This is a genomic window from Vreelandella venusta (assembly GCF_044809155.1).
In the GTDB taxonomy this organism is placed as follows: domain Bacteria; phylum Pseudomonadota; class Gammaproteobacteria; order Pseudomonadales; family Halomonadaceae; genus Vreelandella; species Vreelandella venusta_B.
In genome coordinates this window covers 2646238-2665757 of the sequence record NZ_CP085241.1, presented here as the reverse complement: position 1 = coordinate 2665757, position 19520 = coordinate 2646238, and the positions used below count along the sequence as shown (strand labels likewise).

At 51.6% G+C, this 19520-nt stretch carries 12 protein-coding genes; 10 read left to right on the top strand and 2 right to left on the bottom strand.

Annotated features, from left to right (window positions below; all coding sequences use genetic code 11):
• Positions 1-18: 18 nt before the first annotated feature.
• The 9 genes from LG301_RS12405 (at position 19) to LG301_RS12365 (ending at position 11295) form a co-directional block, all read left to right on the top strand.
• Complete coding sequence (locus tag LG301_RS12405; RefSeq protein WP_404471469.1) at positions 19-1029, top strand: C45 family autoproteolytic acyltransferase/hydolase; 1011 nt, start codon at positions 19-21, stop codon at positions 1027-1029.
• Positions 1030-1092: 63 nt separating this feature from the next.
• A complete protein-coding gene (locus LG301_RS12400; RefSeq protein ID WP_404471468.1) occupies positions 1093-3870 on the top strand; it encodes an aminotransferase class I/II-fold pyridoxal phosphate-dependent enzyme in 2778 nt (925 codons plus the stop codon).
• Positions 3871-4085: 215 nt separating this feature from the next.
• Positions 4086-5582 (top strand): NAD-dependent succinate-semialdehyde dehydrogenase, encoded by a 1497-nt coding sequence (locus tag LG301_RS12395; RefSeq protein WP_404471467.1) that lies wholly within the window; start codon positions 4086-4088, stop codon positions 5580-5582.
• Between the two features lie 77 nt (positions 5583-5659).
• Positions 5660-7093, top strand: a complete 1434-nt coding sequence (locus tag LG301_RS12390; protein ID WP_404471466.1) for an aspartate aminotransferase family protein — start codon at positions 5660-5662, stop codon at positions 7091-7093.
• A 131-nt stretch (positions 7094-7224) separates the two neighbouring features.
• The gene (locus LG301_RS12385) at positions 7225-7902 is read left to right on the top strand and encodes a haloacid dehalogenase type II (protein ID WP_404471465.1); all 678 of its coding nucleotides are present in this window, start codon (positions 7225-7227) and stop codon (positions 7900-7902) included.
• Between the two features lie 25 nt (positions 7903-7927).
• Entirely contained in the window at positions 7928-8383 is a 456-nt protein-coding gene (locus LG301_RS12380) for a DUF302 domain-containing protein (protein WP_404471463.1), read from the top strand.
• Positions 8384-8468: 85 nt separating this feature from the next.
• A complete protein-coding gene (locus tag LG301_RS12375) occupies positions 8469-8816 on the top strand; it encodes a putative quinol monooxygenase (RefSeq protein ID WP_009721375.1) in 348 nt (115 codons plus the stop codon).
• Positions 8817-8869: 53 nt separating this feature from the next.
• Entirely contained in the window at positions 8870-9337 is a 468-nt protein-coding gene (locus tag LG301_RS12370; RefSeq protein WP_404471462.1) for an S-ribosylhomocysteine lyase, read from the top strand.
• A gap of 206 nt (positions 9338-9543) precedes the next feature.
• Complete coding sequence (locus LG301_RS12365; protein WP_404471460.1) at positions 9544-11295, top strand: HD domain-containing phosphohydrolase; 1752 nt, start codon at positions 9544-9546, stop codon at positions 11293-11295.
• Between the two features lie 64 nt (positions 11296-11359).
• Here LG301_RS12365 and LG301_RS12360 read toward each other — a convergent pair whose 3' ends face one another.
• On the bottom strand, positions 11360-14188 hold the full coding sequence (locus LG301_RS12360) for an EAL domain-containing protein (protein ID WP_404471458.1): 2829 nt from the start codon (positions 14186-14188) through the stop codon (positions 11360-11362).
• A 345-nt stretch (positions 14189-14533) separates the two neighbouring features.
• Positions 14534-16516, bottom strand: a complete 1983-nt coding sequence (locus LG301_RS12355) for a GGDEF domain-containing protein (protein ID WP_404471457.1) — start codon at positions 16514-16516, stop codon at positions 14534-14536.
• 428 nt (positions 16517-16944) lie between these two features.
• Here LG301_RS12355 and LG301_RS12350 point away from each other — a divergent pair, with 428 nt between their 5' ends.
• A complete protein-coding gene (locus LG301_RS12350) occupies positions 16945-19485 on the top strand; it encodes an EAL domain-containing protein (protein ID WP_404471456.1) in 2541 nt (846 codons plus the stop codon).
• Positions 19486-19520: the final 35 nt, after the last annotated feature.

Below are 19520 nucleotides of genomic sequence, written 5' to 3'. Positions count from 1 at the left end.
AACTTTGCTGCGGGCCGAATGCCTGGTGTGGAGCTCGACAAGGCACTGACGTTTCGCACTGTGCACGAAGAAGTAGCGGGACCAAAATGGCAGTCGTTGTTCCATTACCACTGGCCTGCCTATGAGCCTTGGTATCTGGCCGAAGGTGAGCGTGAGCGTCCCTCTTACTTAGAGTGTCATAACGCCTTACGCAAGCACATGCCCGAACTGCTGGCTACTTACCGCACGTTATGTGAAGTCGCTGGGGGAGGAGATCTTGCGTCGCGGCTACTGAGTTTGTACCGCCCGCCGCCCTATATTACCGGTTGCTCACAGGCGGTACTAACACGGCCGATGTCAACCATGTTGGCACGCAACTACGACTACCCGCCGGAGCTGTGCGAGGGCACTATTCTCTACACGCGATGGAATCAGCGCCGTGTTATTGCCATGTCTGATTGCCTGTGGGGCGTGCTAGACGGGATGAACGATTCAGGACTTGCTGTTTCTCTGGCGTTTGGTGGGCGCAAGGTGGTAGGGGATGGCTTCGGTGCTCCGATAATACTTCGCTATATCCTTGAGTTCTGCGATACCGTGCCCGAAGCAGCTGCGGTACTGGCGAGAGTGCCTACCCATATGGCCTACAACATTACGGTGGCAGACGCCTCAGGACGTTATGTCACCGCGATGATTGCTCCTGATTGCCGCGCTAGCATTCGGCGCGTAGCGGTGGCAACTAATCATCAAAAGAAAATCGAGTGGTATGCCCATGCGCTGGCTTCGGAAACCTTGATTCGCGAGCGTCAGCTCTCGATTCTGGTGGACGATGATGCCACCACTGAAGAGCGACTAATTTCTGCTTTTTCCGCTCCCCCTTTGTTTCGCCATGACTATCGGCGCGGCCTGGGCACAGTGTATACCGCGGTATATCGCACCAAGGAAAGACTTACTCAGTTTCGCTGGCCCGGTAGAGTGTTGGATTTGAACTTCGACGTGTTTCCTGAAGAGCAAATTACCGTTCGCTATGGCTCACGTGGGCTGTACGGCTGATTTAGCACTGTTGCTGAGGAAGTGTCTTTTCCAGATAAATACCTACAAAGGATGGGTGTCGTCATGCAAGAGAATAATTCAACCGAAACTTCCTACACCGCCCTGGGTTTTTATCACAAAATTTCCCAACTTCGTGCTGATACCTGGAATGAGCTTAAGCGTGATTTAGGTATTTTGACGCGTCTTAAAGAAGAGGATCGCGCCAAGAACTTGATTAAAGCTATCGACATCAAGTTGACACGCTTAGAGATTATTGAGGACTACCACGCATTTCCATCCAAAGAGGATTTTCGCCACCTTTGGACGCTATTTAATCGCGGCGAATATGCGCTGCTGGATAAAGTTGTTAAGCGTTTGGTAAGAGCCTTGATCAGTGAGTCCTATCGTCGACGACATGTGGATCTTTCTGAGACGGATGCCGGTGCTGAAGACATGGAGGCACTGGACGCCCTGAATCAACTTCGCCGCGGGCATCCGGCTTCCAACAGCTCGGCGCAACCTTACTTTGAACTGCTGATCGTAGATAATCTTTCTAACCAAGAAGAAGACGTGGTACGTGAAGCATTTCACAACATGCGTCGTCCTGAAGACCGCTTTGTTTACGATGTTGTAACGGTAAAAAGCTTTGAAGATGCGTTGATTGCCGTATTGGTGAATCCTAATATACAGGCATGTCTGATTCGCTACGAGTTTCCCTATAAGTCCAAGTATAACCTCAGTGCTTTGCGTAATTATCTGGAAGGTCTCTCAGAAAATGAGCTGGAGCACCATAGCGAAGCTGACCGCAGTATTCTGCTGAGTTCGATGATTCATGAGCTGCGCCCAGAAATTGATCAATTTCTAGTGACGAGTGGCGATGTTGAAGCCACGGCAAGCCGAGATATTAAGCACTTCAACCGTATCTTCTACCGTGAAACGGACTATATCGAGCAGCATCATACGATTCTACGTGCCATTGATAATCGTTACCGCACACCGTTTTTTGATGCCCTGCGTGAATACAGTAGAAAGCCCACTGGGGTGTTTCATGCCATGCCCATTTCCAGGGGTAAGTCGGTGACTCGATCCCACTGGGCAGGTCATATGATCGACTTCTATGGCATTAATATTTTTCTGGCAGAAACATCAGCAACATCGGGGGGGCTAGACTCGCTGTTGCAACCGTTCGGACCAATCAAGAAGGCTCAAGAGTACGCTGCCCGAGCCTTTGGAGCGCGTCGTAGTTTCTTTGTAACCAATGGCACGTCCACGGCTAATAAAATTGTGGTACAGGCGCTTATTAAGCCGCGAGATATTGTGCTGATCGACCGTGACTGTCACAAGTCGCATCATTACGGCATGGTGTTAGCCGGTGCACATGTCAGTTACCTAGACTCCTATCCACTTGATGACTATTCCATGTACGGTGCGGTGCCGCTGCATGAAATAAAGAAAACGCTGCTCGCCTACAAGCGCTCTGGCGAACTTCACAAGGTGAAGATGCTGTTGCTGACCAACTGCACCTTCGATGGCATTGTGTATAACGTGCGCCGGGTGATGGAAGAGTGCTTGGCGATTAAACCAGATCTGGTTTTTCTTTGGGATGAAGCATGGTTTGCCTTCGCTGGTTTTAACCCGACGTATCGGCCACGTACCGCCATGAATGCGGCACGGACGTTGCGGGATCGTTACCGCAGTGAGAGTTATCGGGAAGAGTATGCGGCTTGGAAAGCCGAGTTCGATAAGCTCGATCCAGAAGATGACGCTACATGGCTTGACCAGCGATTGATGCCCGACCCGGATGAAGTACGTATTCGCACTTATGCGACTCACTCAACCCACAAAACGCTGACCTCGTTACGCCAAGGCTCAATGATTCACGTGTGGGATCAAGATTTTCGTCAGAAAGTGGAGGCTTCTTTCCATGAAGCCTACATGACTCACACTTCTACTTCGCCTAATTATCAGATTGTGGCATCGCTGGATGTGGGAAGAATGCAGGCGGAAATGGAAGGTTTCGAACTGGTACATTCCCAGGTAGAGACAGCGCTTTCGCTCCGCGAACAGCTCTACACCCATCCCTTGCTGCAGAAGTATTTCCGCGTATTGAAGAATAGCGACATGGTGCCCGAAGCCTATCGAGAGTCGGGTGTCGAGTCCTATTTTGACCCCGTGACGGGCTGGAACAAAATGGAGGAAGCCTGGGCGCGAGACGAGTTTGTTGTTGATCCTTCTCGTGTCACGATTGCCATCGGTAATACTGGTGTTGATGGCGATACATTCAAAAATGAATACCTGATGAATAAGTACGGTATTCAAATTAACAAAACGTCCCGCAACACCGTACTGTTTATGACCAATATCGGCACTACACGTGGCTCTATTGCCTACCTGCTGGATGTGCTGATCAAATTGGCGAAAGAGTTCGAATATCGCTTGGAAGACAGCAGCCGTCCTGAACGCAAGATTATCGAGAATCAGGTGCATTCGCTGAATCATGATTTGCCGCCGTTGCCTGACTTCAGTCGTTTCCACGATGCCTTCCGGCCGAATCCCGATACGCCCCAGGGCGATATTCGTTGCGCTTACTTTCTAAGTTACGACGAAGAGAATACTGAATACTTACGCTTCGATAATGGTAAGTTGCAGGCGCAGATGCGTGCTGGTCGCGATGTTGTATCGGCAAGCTTTGTCATCCCTTATCCGCCAGGGTTTCCAGTATTGGTACCAGGGCAGGTCATCAGCGAAGAAATCTTATCGTTTCTTCAGGCGCTGGATGTCACTGAGATCCATGGCTACCGGCCGGAGTTAGGACTCGTGGTGTTTACTGAGGAGGCCTTGATTAACCCCGCAGAAGGTTAAATGCAGCAGATTAAATAGAGGCGCTGCCAAAAAAAAGCACTGTAAAGGTAGCTTTCACAAAAAAAGCGCCGGAATTATCCGGCGCTTTCAAAAACACTTCGTGACCACTCTCCCTTACTCTATGGACATCGAATCAGCTCGGCGTTAAGCCGAGCGATTCATCTTTTTTATTACGGTTTGTTGCCCGCTTTTGGCTGCAACCTGGGGAGGTGTCCATGACCACATTATCGACCACGCTTGCGAAACGCCTGGAAGATCCACGCCTTTTCCGGCAGTACGCCTACGTAGACGGCAAGTGGACCCATGGCGAAGGCGGCCGCGAAGAAGCGGTGTATGACCCCGCGACTAACGAAGCCATTGGGCATATCCCGCTGCTGGAAGCCAGCCAAATAACCGCAGCTGTTGACGCTGCAGAAGTGGCGTTTACGCATTGGCGTGCATTACGTGCTGATGAGCGCTGCGAACGGCTGCTGGCTTGGTACGACCTCATCCAAGCGAATCGCGAAGACTTGGCTACCATCATGACCCTGGAGCAGGGCAAGCCGCTGCCCGATGCTCGTGGTGAAGTGCAGTATGGCGCGAGCTTTGTGCGCTGGTTTGCCGAAGAGGGCAAGCGTACCTATGGCGAGACCATTCCCAGCCATATTCCCAATGCATCGCTTGGCACCATTAAAGAGCCGGTGGGAATCGCCGCGATGATTACGCCCTGGAACTTCCCATTGGCGATGATTACCCGCAAAGCCGCTGCAGCACTTGCCGCCGGCTGCCCGGTAATCGTCAAACCTGCCAATGAAACGCCGTTTTCAGCGCTGGCGCTCGCTGAGCTGGCTGAGCGTGCGGGGATTCCGGCAGGAATTTTTAACGTCGTGCTGGGTGAGCCTGCTGAAGTGTCCAAGATTTTGTGCAGCGAGCCGCGTATTCGTGCGCTGTCGTTCACCGGCTCCACCCGAGTAGGTCGCCTATTGATTGAGCAGAGTGCAAACACCGTTAAGCGCCTCTCGCTTGAACTAGGCGGCAATGCGCCGTTTATCGTTGGGCCAGATATGGATCCTAAAGAGGCGGCTTTCGCGGCTATCGACGCCAAATTCCAGACTGCCGGGCAGGATTGCCTTGCCGCTAACCGCATTCTGGTTCACGAGTCGATTCACGATGAGTTCGTTGAATATTTCAAAGAGCGCATGGCGGCCCTGACCGTGGGGAATGGCTTACAGAGCGAAATTGACCTTGGCCCGCTCATTCACCGCCAAGCGGTTGAAAAAGCAGCCGCCATTATTGATGACGCTATTTCCAAAGGCGCCACCGTCAGCGGCGGTGATCAAAGCCAGGCGCCCGGCGAGAACTTTTTTATGCCGGTCATGCTGACAGGTGTAACGCCGCAAATGAAAGTATGGCGGGAAGAGAACTTTGCGCCTGTCGCCGGTATTACCGCTTACAGCACCGATGACGAAGTGATCGAGATGGCCAACGACACCGAGTACGGCCTGGCAGCGTATATTTACACTCATGATATCCGTCGTATTTGGAAGCTGATGCGCGCGCTGGAGTACGGCATGGTCAGCGTCAACTCCGTTAAGATGACCGGCCCGCCGGTGCCCTTCGGCGGCGTCAAACAGTCCGGCCTTGGCCGTGAAGGTGGCGCGACGGGGATTGATGAGTATTTGGAAACGAAATATTACTGCCTGGGGGCGCTGGGTTCCGTATCGGGTAGCTAGTAATTGTTCAAAAAAGAACCTGCTAATTTAAAATACCCTCCCCGCGATGGGGAGGTTTATCGTACAGAGAGAACGCTATGAGCTTGCATCAGGATTTGATCGAACGCGACCGTAAAGTCACTTTTCACGCCTCAACCCACCTACGCGATTTCGCCCATGGCGATTCGCCGGGCCGCGTGATTACCGGTGGTAAAGGTATCAATATCGTGGATAAAGATGGCCGTGAATTTATCGACGGCTTTGCCGGCCTGTACTGCGTCAATATCGGCTACGGGCGGACGGAAGTAGCGGAAGCAATCTATAAGCAGGCCCTAGAACTGTCTTACTACCACACCTACGTAGGCCACTCTAACGAGCCGCAGATTGAGCTTTCAGAGCGCATTCTGAAGATCGCGGGCATGAACATGTCCAAGGTCTACTACGGCATGTCCGGCTCAGACGCCAACGAAACCCAGCTCAAAATTGTGCGCTACTACAACAACGTACTGGGCCGCCCGCAGAAGAAAAAAGTTATCTCGCGCATGCGCGGCTACCACGGTTCCGGCATTGCCTCTGGCTCATTAACCGGCCTTAAAGCGTTTCATGATCACTTTGATCTGCCAATCGACACCATTCGTCATACCGAAGCGCCGCACTACTACCTGCGCGCTGCTGAGCAGCACGGCATGACGGAGCTTGAGTTCTCAGCCCACTGCGCCGAGAAGCTGGAAGCGATGATTTTGGAAGAAGGCCCGGACACCGTTGCCGCCTTTATCGGTGAGCCAGTGCTCGGCACGGGTGGCATTGTGCCGCCGCCAGAAGGCTACTGGGAAGCGATTCAGCCGGTATTGGATAAATACGATGTGCTGTTGATTGCTGACGAAGTGGTGTGTGGCTTTGGTCGCACCGGCTCCGACTTTGGCAGCCACCACTACAACATGAAGCCTGATCTGGTCACCATCGCCAAAGGCCTGACCAGCGCGTACCAGCCGCTGTCGGGTGTAATTGTTGGCGATAAAGTGTGGAAAGTGCTGGAGCAGGGCACCGGTGAGTTTGGCCCCATCGGCCACGGCTGGACCTACTCAGGCCACGCGCTAGGCTGTGCGGCGGGCCTTGCCAACCTGGATATCATCGAGCGTGAAAACCTCGTGGGCAACGCGGCGGAAACTGGCGCTTACTTCCAGCAGCAGTTGAAAGCGACGTTTGACGGCCACCCACTGCTGGGTGACGTGCGCGGCGTTGGCCTGATGGCCGCGCTGGAATTCTCACCAGACGCCAAGCAGCGCCTGCACTTCGACCCCGCTCTGAAAGTTGGCCCACGGGTAGCGGCAGCGGCGATGGAAGAGAACCTGATTGCCCGCGCCATGCCCCAAGGCGATATCCTTGGCTTTGCGCCACCGCTCACCATTAACCGAGGTGAAGTGGACGAGATGATCGGCCGTGCCAAGCGTGCCATTGATCGTGTCACCGATGAGTTGGTGCGCTCTGGCGACCTGAAAACAGGGCAGCAGGAAGCGGCCTTGACGATTTAATAGCGCTTAACGCTCTCTACGCCGCTGCCAATATCGCAGCGGCGTTTTTGTTTTTGATGGGGGCAGCTATGCTAGATGCATGAGATTGCCTATCGCCAACGATTGTTCTGCCCACTAGACCAGGAGTGATCATGCAACCGGTACTTGCCTTTGATGTATATGGCACGCTGATTGATACCCATGGCGTTACCATTGAGCTGGAGTGGCGGCTGCGCGACGCTCAGCAGGCGGGTGAGTTCGCTAAACGCTGGCGGGAGAAGCAGCTTGAATACAGCTTTCGCCATGGGTTGATGGGTGCCTACGTACCGTTTTCGGAATGTACCCGAGAAGCGCTTGTATTTACCGACCGCGCGATGCAAACCGGTCTTTCTGATAACGATCAAGATCACTTGATGGCGGTATATGCAGAACTACCCGCTTTCCCCGATGTGGTGCCCGCCCTTGATCAACTTCGCGATGCCGGTATTCGCTGCGTGGCGTTTTCTAATGGCACCCAAGAGGCCGTCACTCAACTACTTGCTCGGGCCGGCGTGGAGAGCCACATGGACGCCGTTGTCAGCGTCGATGATGTAAAGCGTTTCAAGCCCGACCCTGCGGTTTACGCCTATTTACGCAGCCGGCTAGAGGTACGGCCAGAGCATACCTGGCTGATTTCCAGCAACCCCTTTGACGTGATTGGGGCGATTCATGGAGGTCTACGCAGTGCCTGGATAAGGCGTCAAGCTGACGCGCCATTTGATCCATGGGGTGGGGAACCCGATATGACCGTCGCTGATCTTGAAATCTTCGCCGACCGTTTACTCAAATAACCTACCCTAGCGCGAAGGAGATGGTATGCGTTGTACTTATTACGCTTTAGCCGCCGCTGCATTAACCCTTGCCCAACCTGCTTTGGCCTCCTCTTTCATGGGGATTGAGCATGTCAACAGTGAGCATTCATTTGAGCAAGTGACCAGTCAGCTAAATTCGGCACTTGAAGAAAAAGGGCTGACGCTGGTCGCCAGCATTGACCATGCTCAAAATGCCGCTAATAACGAGCTATCGCTGCCTGCCACCACGACGTTTATTTTCGGTAACCCTAATGTTGGCACCCCGATGATGCAGTGCCAAGGCAGCGTCGCGTTAGACTTGCCGCAAAAAATGGTTGTGCGCGAAACGGAGGAGGGCGTTCGCATCGAGTGGAATGCCCCGCAATATCTTGCCGAACGCCATCAGTTGGCGGCGTGCGATCTGCCACTCGATGACGTGGCCAATGTATTACGTGATGTGGCTGAAAGCGCCGCCCAGTAGTCGCGTGAACGCAGCAGCTTAAAGGCTGTCAATATGCCCAGTAGCCGCGCATAATAATGGCCGTTTAATCAGTTAGGATGTCAGCATGTCGGAAAAAATCTACTGTATCGCCAGTTTTAAGCCTAAAGCCGGTAAGGAAGAGGCGGTATTTAAAGCGTTACAGAGCCTGGAGCCGAATACACATCGCGAAGATGCTTGTATTCATTACACTGTGACTCGGCAGATTGATAACCCGTTTGCTCAAGGTACTAGCTACCCGATCGTATTTCACGAGATTTGGGCTAGCCGTGAAGAGTTTGAAGCCCATTGCCAGCGCAAAGAGATTCAAGATTTTTTCGCTAAGCACGTCGAGTCACCCGATGGCGATATTGAAGACGCCAACGTGTGTGTTTACACCGATGAGCCATGGAATTTTGACGCTCCCAAGGTGTAAAACCGGCAAGCGCTTAGAATCCCTCTGCGAAATATCAAGATAACGGAGCCAATATGACCGAAAAGAAAATGAACGTTGAAAGCTTTAACCTGGATCATACCAAGGTAAAAGCGCCTTACGTGCGTTTGGCTGATATTAAAGAAGGCCAAAATGGTGATCGTATCCATAAATACGATTTGCGTATCTGCCAGCCTAATAAAGAGCACATGGAGATGCCTGCGCTGCACTCTTTGGAGCACTTGATGGCTGAAATGTCACGCAACCATACGGATAAAGTGGTCGATATAAGCCCGATGGGCTGCCAAACCGGCTTCTATATCGCGCTGATCAACCATGATGATTACGACGACGTGATTAACATCATCGAGCAAACGCTCAATGACGTACTCACTGCGACGGAAGTACCTGCCTGCAATGAGTTGCAGTGCGGCTGGGCCGCAAGCCATAGCCTGGAAGGTGCCCAAGAGCTTGCCAGGGCTCTGCTCGCCAAGCGTAGTGAATGGACCAGCGTGTTCGCGTAAGCTAAACGAACACGAAAATTACCAGAACGCCTCCGTGCTGCAAGTAGCGGCACGGAGGCGTTTTATTGAATGAGGGCGTTTAAATTATTGGGAGACGTGTTTGTTGATAAAATAAGGCTTTATAGCTACTTTTAGTAATACAAAACCTTTAGTACCAGCGGTTCGTTACCCCACTAATATAATTAAAACGTACATGGGGATTAACTATGCACACCCTCTACAAAAGTAAAAATCCGTCCGCTAAAGTTCTACAAACATTCATCAATCACGAGTATGAGCTTTGCATCTATGCCAAAAATTTACCTTGTACACTAGCGGCTGAAGTGGTGGGGCTTAGCCTGGATAGCGGTCAATTATTGCTAAAGGTAGAGACTCACGGGGAGGAAATAGAGCATTATTTAGAAGACGAGTGCATTAATTTTGATATTGAAGCGCTTCATCCCTATGAGCTAAATGATATAAAAGGGGTGGTTAGACGTGATGCCTATAGTATGAGCCATGTACCCGCTGTGGAAAAAAAGCTCAATGCGAGTGCTTGTCAGTTATCCTGCCAGCTACCCCCCTCTGTCTTTTTAGTAGAGCATCGAGGCACTGCTAGAATTCCCTTTATTTTAGGAATGAGCGCAAGGGTAAGTGTTGAAGTTTATAGCAACGGTTTAGTGGTTAACGGCTCTCTGCGTAATATCTCAGCCGGTGGCTGCTTAGTAGATATTAGTATTGAGGACAGTCATGCGTTAACCGTTGGTCTTTTGCTGCCTGGAGTGACCATTGAGTTTCCAAACGGTACGTATTTCCATTCAAAAGCGTTACTACGCCACATGCGACCTTTTGGTCACCACGGCTATGCCGCACTTGGACTTCAATTTGAGGAGCTAGACCCACAACAAACAGAGGAAATTTTTCACTTGGTCTCCGAAGTGGAACGTGAAGCTGCCTACCGCTCAGGTATCAACGATAAAATAGTGAGCCATTCGTATCTCTTTCTACCCGGTACAAAAGAGAAAACGATTCTTCGCCGTGAGGAGCAGGGTCTGGAAAAACGCAAACGCCAATCGTCTATACAGCGGGGGATTTTGGACTTAGCGCATCAACTTCAATATGCGCTTATGTATATTAAAAGCCGTAGCCACTTGCCTGAAAAAACGCTTTATGACTGCGCTGAAACGGTACTTTATTTGGTTAGGCAGGATAGGAAGTCTGCGCTTTACGCACTTACTTTTTTGCATAATGAGCCTGACTGGGCAAGGCATGCGATACGCGTCGCCGTGCAAACCGCTGACATTATGCTGCTAAGAGATGCCCACTCAACGAGCGTTAGGGAAGTGGTTATGGGTGCGCTCATGCATACCATGGGTAAACCCTTGATGGTTAGCGAAGAGATACCTTCTTTAAAAGAGAGCATGAACACGCGTCAGAAGCAGCTGTTAAAACAACATGTCACTGTGCTGCTAGAAAAGCTGACTGCATTAGGTTGGGTGCCTAGCGAGCTATGCGAAGATGTGATGATGCACGCTAATGAGCGTTTGGATGGTACTGGGTACCCCAGAGGTTTGAAAGGTGGGCAGTTGTCCGATGTCGTTAAGCTTATATCAATTGTTAAAGCGGTTGATAAGTTGACTCATACCCGCAACGGCACCCCGCCCCGCACCCCTTTAGATGCGTACCGAGTTATCAATGAGCAGCACGGCAGTTATGATAAAACAGTGTTAGTCGAGTATATTCAGTGCTATGGCCTTTACCCTATAGGCAGCTTGGCTAAGTTTTCAGGTGGGTTCTTAGCGTGGATCATGGATGTTGATAGTAAGGGTATGCCAATAAAAGTCGAAGTAGTTAAAAACTTAACGTTTAAAGATACCAATATTGATACGATTTTAAACGTGAGCGACTTCGATCAAATTGGCAGGCTAGAAGGGGTTGTCAATCCTGATGACTATGGCATTACGTTTGCAAAAATGTGATTGTAAGCAATTGATCCACATGCCCCTGCTTAAGCAAGTTAGGGGCATGTGGCAAGGCGGTGTATTAGCGTGATGCTAGCCATCTTTTCATAAACTCATCGCCGGGCAGTGGTTTGTCGTACCAATAGCCTTGTCCCTCTTGGCAGCCCATTTCAAGCAGAGCGGCTGCCAACTCACAAGACTCGACACCTTCGGCAACCGTCACCATGCCAAGACTGTGTGCCATCGCAATAATGGTTGCCACGATAGTACGATCATGATGGTTGTTTAACATGTCGAGAATAAATGACATATCAATTTTAAGTTTGTCGGCTGAAAAGCGTTTTAAATACGCCAGCGATGAGTAGCCTGTACCAAAGTCATCAATGGCGAGTCCATAACCAGCCTCTTTAAGAGTTTGCGTTATCGCCACGGCTTCTTCTGGAGCTTCCATAAAGCCACTTTCCGTTAGCTCAAGACAAATCTGTGAGGGTGTAACGCCATGGGCCGTACATTTGCGTTGCAGGTTGTCGATAAGCCGAGGGTCTTCGAAGTGGCGAGACGCAATATTGATCGCTATTTTTCCAGGCATGGTGTGCCCTTCCAACTGCCAAGCGGCTAACTGGCGAAAAACCTCGTTAATCACCCAGTTGCCCAGTGGAATGATAAGACCGCGCTCTTCTGCTAAGGGGATAAACTCATTCGGTCCAACGGCCCCTAGCACGGGGTCGTACCAGCGACAAAGAGCCTCTGCACCGGTTAACTGGCCGGTTTTAAGGTCAATTTGTGGTTGATAATGAAGGCTTAATGACCCATTAGCGAGTGCTTCAGAGAGCCGCTTGGCCATATCCAGCCGTGAAGCAAGTGCGACCCCCATTTGGGCCTCAAAAAAGAGGTAAGGGAGTTTTTGTTGCTTGGCTTGGTACATAGCAATGTCAGCGTGTTTGAGTAGTTCACGGGCGCTGCCTGCGTCATCTGGATATAGCGCAACGCCAATGCTGACTTCTAACTCAAAGCTTTGACCATCGATGACCAGAGGATCAGCCAGAGAGTGCAGCAAGCGCTCTGCTGTATGGGTAAGCAAACCCTGAGAATTTCGTTCAAGAAGCACCACAAACTCATCGCCTCCCAAACGCGCCAGATACTCATTAGCCTTAAGCGATTGCTGGAAAGCCGTGGCCACCGCTTTTAATACTCTATCGCCGACATCGTGCCCTTGGGTGTCGTTGATCTCTTTAAAGTGGTTCAAATCGAGCAGCATTAGGCCTAACTGGTGGCCGTGTTCTACCGCATGGTTAAAGCTGTTTTCCAGGCGCCGCATAAACGCAGTACGATTTGGCAGCCCGGTGCCTGTGTCGTAGAAAGCCAGTTGACGAATATGTGCTTCATCTTTTTGACGCGCCAGCTCAGCAGTGACCCCAGAGGCAAAGATTTGCAGAACGCTGGACACTAATTCAGTGTCGTGTAGTGGTTCCCGATACATCACACCTAACAGCCCAACGGCCTTGCCCTCATTGTTGTCTAATCGCCGACCTGCATAGGCACGCACCCAGCGAAGCGCCTCGCGACCTTCTACCGGTAGGGATGGCCCTGCGCCGTCAGTGACAATACATTCACTATTAGCCAATACCTCTTCACAGGGGGAGCCTGGTAGCGTGTAGGTAAAATTCGGCTGACGTTCGCCGTCAATCACAACTGCCAGAGTATCTGCACGACTGGGGGCATCGGTATTAAGCTGTGCAATAAACGCCAAGTCTGCGCCCAATGCATCCGCCATGTGATGCGTTAGCTGATCAAGAAACTCCTCGCCTGTGCGAGCAGAAACAGCCAAGGTTATTTTCAGTACGGCACGCTGAATGCGTTGCTGCGCCGCTTTACTGCGCAGCGTATCAATGCCAAAGGCGACGTTACCCGCTAGCGCGTTAAGCAGTTGTAATTCATCATCATCAAACGGTTGAGTATCCGGTTTGTAGAGCGCTAGCAGGCCATAACATTGGTCGTGACACTCAAGCGGTAGGCATACCACGCTGCGTAAGTGGCAGGCTAGCGCCACATCTTTTAGCGCGCTGAAGGCAGGGTGGTTCGCCATGTCCGCAAGCTGAATAGGCCTGCAGCTGCCTACTTCGGTGTGCTCAATGTGGGGAGACGTTGCATAGAACTTCCCAAACGCCTCCACAATAGCCGGTAAATAACTGCGCCCTCTACCTGCAGCGGCTTGAGGCGTGATGACGTCTCTATTGCCTGGCTGAGAGTAGCCAATCCAAGCCATCGAGAAGCCGCCAATCGCAGTCGCTTGCTGGCAAATAGTGTCAAATAGCGCCTGCTCGCTACTGGCATGCGTAATGACCTGATGGCTTTGGCTTAGTAGCTGCAGCGCTTGTCTTTTGTACAGCGTGCGCTGTTGCTGCCGCCGCTTTTTTTCTAGCCGAGTAATCTCTACCGCTATATTCACAGAGGCAAGACGGAGCACTTCCACCGGGTAGTGGGAGTTTTTAATTGGGCTTGCGCTAGCCGCGGCGACAAACCCTGTGCTGCCTCTTTGAGAATTCACGGAGGAGGGCAGGGAGAAAGAGACGCTCAAATAGGCATGAGAATGTAGCGAGGCAAGAAGCTGGTTCTTCGGAAAGCGCTGTGCCGCGTTTTCAGAAAGATGAATAAAGTCTGATGTGTCTGACGCGCTAATCGGCAGATCATTTACTTCAAATGTAATGTTATGGCGTAGCTTGCCTTTCGACCACAGGGCCAATGTAGTGGCTTGTTGGCTCTCATCAATACGCGCGATAATCAGATGATCAACTGCCAGTGACGCGCCTAACGCTGCGGCCACGTGCTCAAAATAGCCCTCACCTTGGGCCTGAGAGAGCGCATTGGCGAGGTGATGAAAAATATTAGCGTCTGAAAACTGGCGGTTCATTAATTATCCTAAGAATTTTTATGTAAACGCCAATGTGCGTATTAATAATCTCATTGTTTAAATGGGTAGAGGCCGCTTCTGCTAGTTTAGATGCAGCTAACTTTTAGGCGCTGTTTATTAAGTTTTTATCAACTGCCTATGACGAGCGGAAATTGTAAAATTAACGTTAACGCTAAATGCCTAGATAAACGAAAGATGTAGAAAGTAGCGTCAGCAGGGCGAATGCGGTGACTTTTTAAACCGTTGCTATTACGGCGATGATATCACGTTAGGAAAAAAGGCTTAAAAAAATTTCACCGGTGATGCCAGGCATCTGCCTTATGGCGATTTAAAACGCTTGTTAGATTAAACGTCTTGCCAGTGGGACTGGTTGCGCCCTGCTTTTTTGGCGATGTAAAGCCCTTGATCGGCGCGCTTGATCGCGGGTTTTAGCGACGTTTCATTGATGCTAACAAGGGTAACACCTAATGAAGCGGTATAAGAAACAACGCTCTTGGTGATGTTACTTATCTCATCAGCTGTTAACTCAACGGGTGTGTGCTCCACCGCGTGGCGTAGGCGCTCCGCCACCTGCATGGCTTGCCCGGCGGTAGCGTTGGGTAGCAAAATAGCAAATTCCTCCCCTCCCATGCGGCATAGCACATCGCCGTCACGCAGCTGGGCGCGTGCCGTGGCGGCGAAGGCTTGCAATACCTTATCGCCGCCATCGTGGCCATAGGTGTCGTTTATATGCTTGAAATGGTCTAAGTCAATGGCAATCAAGCTAAGTGGCTCGCCACTACGCTGCGCGCGCGCCATCTCCATAACGGCCTGATCCTCTAAAAAACGCCGGTTGCCAAGCCCTGTTAGTGCGTCTGTCATTGCCTGCTGCTCTAAGCGGGACTCTAGCTGCTTGCGTTCGCTTAAATCGAAGACGGTGGTGCGGGTATACTGAAAACCATCTTCGGTCACATGGGCGGTGGTCAAAATAGCCACTGGCAGCGTGGTGCCATCGCGTTTTATCAGCGCACACTCTGCCGAGGCCGCCTGCTCCCTGTTAAGCATTTGCTGAAACCCCGCATCGAAGGCCTGCCGCGTTTCGGGGGTGATAAAATCCCGATACAGTCGTTTACCAATAAGTTCCTCGGCACGATAGCCTAGCCAGTTGAGCTCCGTACGGTTGATTTTGACGATATAACCTTGGCTATCTAAAGAGTGGTAGCCACAAGGCGCATTTTCGTAGAGATCCTTCACTTCGCTAGCGTAATGCCGTGCCTCACGCCTTAACCGCCGCAGGCGATGGGTGCTAAGTGCCCAAAAAAGACTAAAGGCGATGGCCAGCAGGTAAATCAGTATCGTGGCAATAAGCTGCACACGGCTTTCCAGTATCAGACCCTTCAAGGTGGGCTTGGTCATCACAATGCCTAGCCGCCAGGGCTGAGAGTCAGGGTGGCTGGTTATCATGCCTGCTTGGCTGCGGTAGTGATGCGTCCGAATATCATGACTTAAAAACCATAAAAGCTGATTATCGATGGTGATATCGCCACGGTTGCGCTGTGCCATTTTCTGCCACGCGTCAGGCCACTGTTCTGATAGAGTTTCGTTAAACGGTATTAGCCCTTGGCTACTATCGGGCAATAGACCAGTGCCCCGTGCATCGACCAACAGCACCTGGGGGATGTTGGCTGTGATAGTCGACCAGTCCAGTGTCAATAGCAGCACGCCGAGGCGGTTCCCCGTGTTATCGAACACGGGGGTCGCGATATCGATGACCGGCGTGGTTGTTAGGGTGCTGCTGGTACCGTATGTCTCGCTGTGTGCTTGGGTGCCTAAATAAGGGGGCGATACGTACAAGTCACGTTCCTGTAGTGCCATTGCTTCGTTAAAGGCGTCGCTAGCGGTGTACCTTGTGAGTGGGGCGTCAGGCAATAGCGTGGGCGTGTTGACGGAAATCAACTCCATGCCCTCTGCATCAATAAGTACTACGCGGGTATAGCGTCCAAAATGCACTAACAGTGTGTTAAATAGATCGTGGAGCTGCTCTGCGAAGCGCGAACGTTCTTGATTTTGAACAGCATCCGGGGAGGCAGAAAGAGACGCCCGTTGGTGGGCTGATAGCATTAGGCGCAGCAGCGGAACTTCGGCGGTGGCAAGAACCTGGTTAAAACTATCGTTCATATCCTGCAGCAGGGTAGCGTACTTGGCCTCCAGCAAGGCATCAGCGGCTACGCGTGTTCTTTCCAGCTGGGTGTCTAGCTGTGCGCTAAACATTGGGTAGAGCGTTGCCGTCACTAAAATAATGGGAGTAAAAACAGCGACGACTAATCGGGCCCACAGCGTTTTGAGCATCAGCGGTGAAACCTCGTACAGCGTAACAACCAGCGCACCCACGCTGCATAATGCTGCTGGGATGACGGGTGTTGAAAAGGGATTATGATAATGGTGGCGCAGTATCATCCATTATGTGTCGAACGTCATCAAGGAATTGATTCCAGAGATCCATGACTTTCAATACAGTGCACCGTTGCCTGTTGTAGCGCAGCGTGCCTGCCGGTTAAGTGATTAAAAATTAGCAAAAAAACTAATATTCTATTAATGACTATGTTAATAACAAATACGCTTGTAATAGCCATACTTATGTTGTGTAAATTCATGGTATCAAGCATTGTAAAGGCGTGATGTGTATTAGTGTTTTTAGTGCTTGGTTTACCAGCGAAAAGTAAGCCGCGCTTGCTATTAAAAGTCAGCATAACAATAAACGGAGTATTAGCGCCTTCATGCTACTTAATGTGTTGTCGGACCCCCAGGCGCTTGATGCGATTCAGGGAAAGCACGATATACCGCTTGTGTTTCTTTCCTGGCTTGTTGCGCTGGCGGCCTCTTATGCAGGCTTGGATATCATCAAGCTGGTACGCAGGGTATCCAGCCCTATTATGCGGAGCCTGTGGTTTTGTGCAGGAGCGAGCGCTATGGGGCTGGGGGTTTGGAGCATGCACTTTATTGGCATGCACGCCTATCAGCTGGACTTTCCCGTTGCCCATGCGCCGTTGCCCACGCTGCTTTCTATACTGCCGGCGATATTGGGTAGCTTGAGTGCCATGGTAGTGCTTGCACGCCAATATCCTTCACACCAAGCGTTATCGCTGGCGGGGCTTGGGCTTGGATTGGGGATTGGCGCAATGCACTACAGCGGCATGGCCGCCATGCGTATGCCTGCCGAGCTTTATTATTCGCTAAACTTTTTTCTAATCTCGCTGCTGGTGGCCGTCGGCTTGGGCATCGCGAGTATCTATGTTTACCGGTTCTGCCAGCACGAGTGGGGTATGCAGCACGCTAGGCGCTGTGCGTTTATCGCCGCGCTGTGTGTTTCTATTGCCGTGAGCGGTATGCACTATGTGGCGATGCAAGCGGCGTGGTTTGCCCCTATCGCGAGCCCTACGTTGCCCGTGCTTCCTTCTGCTATTTCTACTCCGGCTAACGCTGTATCTGCCGCTTCTCCACATGGCAGTTGGCTGATTTATTTGATTGGCGTAGGCGCGGTACTAACCGCCCTGCTTACGTTGATCGCCACGCAGGTTCAGCGTCGGCTACACACAAGCCAGCGCCATGAATATATGACGCAAACGCGCTTGTTAGAGGTAATTTCCGCCTTACAAGATAGCGTGGTGTTGCTGGATTATCGTTCCCGCATCCGCCTGTGCAATGCCGCGTTCGCGCGCTGGGTAGGGGTGTCAGGTGACCACCTGGTGGGTAAATCTGCCTCGCAGCTTGCTTATGCGCAAGATCACCATGCACTGAACATAGTGATTCGCCAAGCGCTTGCACAACGTGGCGAATGGAGCGGCATGATACAAGCGTTACGCGCCAATGGCGCTGTGTTTCCAGCGTGGTTAAGCGTCACCCGTGTGAAATACACCGACAGCGATGATAGCGATTACGTCGCGCTACTTAGCGACCGCTCAGCAGAGCAGCAAGCCCAGCAGCGTATTCACTATCTGGCCTACCATGACGTGCTGACAGAGCTTCCCAATCGACGAGCGTTACAAGCGCGGTTAAGCGAGGTTGGCAACACGCACCCAAGTGACCATCGCTATGCCTTCATGGCCCTTTTGGATATCGACCGTTTCAAACTCCTTAACGACAGCTTAGGCCAAGAGATTGGCGACGAGTTGCTGCGCCAATTAAGCAAGCGGCTTCAGTATTGGGCAGAGGCGGGTCTGTATGCAGCGCGGTTAGATGGCAATGAGTTCGCCTTATTGGGTGCGTTTTCAGCCGCAGACGATGCCAGCGCAGAGCGTGATGTCGATACGCTTATGTCGAAAGTGTTGGCCTCCCTGAGCGCAAACTATGAGCTAAAAGGGCATGCCTATCCGTGTAAGTTGAATGTAGGCGTGCTGCTATTTGACCCTTTTAAGCGAGAAGGCATAGCGCCTTTATTTAAACGCGCAGACCTTGCGCTACTAGCGGCAAAGCGCCTTCGTGACGGCAAGCCCCAGTTCTTCCAAGTAGAGCAAGAGCGCGAGCTTGAAGCGCGCTTGGTAATGGAGCGTGAGCTACGCACTGCCATTGAACAGGATGCGCTGTGCCTTCACTTACAGCCTCAGGTGGATGCACAGCGCCAGGTGATAGGGGCAGAAGCCCTGGTGCGCTGGCAACATCCGAAGCAGGGCATGGTATCGCCCGGTGCGTTTATACCGCTGGCTGAAGAGACCGGGCTTATCTTGCCGCTGGGCGGGTGGGTGCTTAAGGAGGGGTGCCGCCTATTAGGCGAGTGGCGCAAGGACGAGCGGCTACAGCATATAAAGCTATCGCTGAATGTGAGCGTGCGCCAATTTCAGCAGCCCGACTTTACCGAACAAGTGTTGTCGGCCATGCAACACTATAAGGCTCCGCCTGAACGCTTAACGCTGGAACTCACAGAGTCACTACTGCTCAGCGATGCAGAGGGTACCATTAACAAAATGCAGCAACTAAAGTGCTTAGGCGTTAGCTTTGCATTAGATGATTTTGGCACCGGTTATTCATCGCTTGCCTATTTAAAGCGCCTACCGCTGGATACGCTGAAAATTGATATTGCCTTTGTGCGCGATTTAGCGCTCGATATGCAGGCAAAGCCTATCGCCGAGACGATCATAACCTTGGCGGAGAGTTTAGGCCTTGGCGTAGTGGCTGAAGGCGTAGAAACAGAAGATCAGTGTCAGGTGCTGACCAACCTGGGGTGCGGTGTTTATCAAGGTTTTCTGTTTGGACGCCCCGCGCCGGTTGAGGATTTCACTGAAGCGTTAAAGTGCCCGTTAGTCAGCGCCCCGTTTGAGTAGCTTCATGTGTTATCACGCATGAATCACCAAAAAGG